Source organism: Elizabethkingia argenteiflava, from assembly GCF_009904105.1.
GTDB classification, from domain to species: domain Bacteria; phylum Bacteroidota; class Bacteroidia; order Flavobacteriales; family Weeksellaceae; genus Elizabethkingia; species Elizabethkingia argenteiflava.
In genome coordinates, this window is sequence record NZ_JAAABJ010000330.1 from 1 (window position 1) to 1,876 (window position 1,876).

A 1,876-nucleotide genomic window follows, 5' to 3' on the forward strand; every position below is an offset into this window, starting at 1 on the left:
AATTTACTTCAGCTCTCTATTACTGGAAAAAAAACAAGCTATCCGCTAAGCCCTCACTCCTAGCCACCAGACAGGTGATCACCGGCAATTACAGCCAGAACCCTTTTGGCTACAAAGAAGTTAAGCAATGGTATGAAAAACTGAAAAATTAGAAGATAAATCATTACAAAAAGAGCGCTCCCCCATATGGGGAGCGCTTCACTTCATCTAAACATTTTCTTTATGGTCGCTTTATTTAGACTGCTCCTTTGGATAAAAATTTAATATCATAATTCCTATAGAGAGTAGAATAAATATTGAAAAGGGTATACTAAAGGTATTTAATATTGGAATATCATTATGCAATCTAGAAAAATCCTGTATACAGAAACACGTCATCCCCAATAATAAGGTAATAAAACATAATAGGAAACTATATCGATCTTTATATCTCTTAGAGGTCATAAAAATAATTAAATTTAAAAAGATAAACAGTGAAAGCAATGTATCAATATATATATAATCAAAATCCAATTCTATTAATACACTAAAAAGATACACCACATTGAACTGAAATACTATAAAAAAAGGATAAGAATTTTCAGATAAATCTCCAGTGTAAAAGAAAGAAATTACCGCTAAAGTTTTCAATACTCTAAATAATCTATTGCTTTTCATCTTACTATTTAATTAAAAGATTGTTCGTATTGTGATTTTTCCCTCATATGTTCATAAGCTGCTGATTAAATGAGGTACAAAGGCTTACTATAAAGGACCAGATGTTGCGATATTGATCATCTAAATTAATCATTTTAATTAATTTAATGGATTAAGTTTTAGGATTGTGAAGTATAAAAAATTTTGAAAACAATCCACTAGCCTTATATTAATCAGAGTTCTTGGATTTATCTTTTGGATAAAAATTTAATATTATAATCCCTATAGAGAGTAGAATAAATATTGATGTAGGTATAATAAAAAAGCGCTTCAATATTCGGCTATCATTGGGATGTGTATAAAAAACATAGCTATAGTAACATGTAATCCCCGATAATAAAGCAATAAAACATAAAAGGAAACTATATCGATCTTTATATCTCTTAGAGATCGAAAAAATAATTAAATTTAAAAAGATAACCAGTGAAAGCAAATGATGAATATCTATTAAACCATACAAAAGATATAACAAATTGTTTTGAAATACTATAAAAAAAGGATAAGCATTTTCATTAAAACCGCTAATAAAAATGAAAGAAATTACGGCTGAAGTTTTCAATACTCTAAATAATCTATTGCTTTCCATCTTAACTTATTATTTAATTACAAGATCTTCGCGTATAGGGACCAAATCCTGGTCTATTTACCCCTCCCATTTGCACCAGTGTATCTGCAAAAAACCTAGGAATATCTAATCCTTGCATGTTTTTCCCTAATATGTTCATAACATCCTTAGTAAATGTGGTGCAGTTATGAGTTGCTAGATTATACCAGCTGTTCTGATATCGTTCAGCTAAATTAATAATTTGAGTTAATTGAGCAGGCGAGATGCTACCTACATTAAGATAAGTACTGAAAACATGTTGGCTATCATTATTTAAAATACCCGGACCTATTCCCCTTTTAGCTAAAGCTTCTAGTTTTGGGTAAAAACCAAAAGTAAGAACATTACTCCCTTGGGTGATGGTTATAAAAGCATGGCCAATACCATTCCTGTCTGCATAAACGGTCAGCTTAGCTGGTTTATATCTATCTAGGCACCTAAAGAATTGATTTAAATTTGTAATAGGATCCCTTGCGGTAAGCATCCTGATTTCCTCGGGGCTTAATGGTCTAGAGTCTCCGACTACGCTTTGGTTTCCTCTGTATACGGGGATCTGTATTCCCTCAACAGGAGAAA

Annotated in this window: 1 pseudogene; it reads right to left on the minus strand. The window is 31.2% G+C overall.

Annotated features, from left to right (window positions below):
• Positions 1 to 1,295: 1,295 nt before the first annotated feature.
• Positions 1,296 to 1,876 (minus strand): annotated as a pseudogene (locus GNY06_RS03570) (C97 family peptidase); the annotation flags it as partial.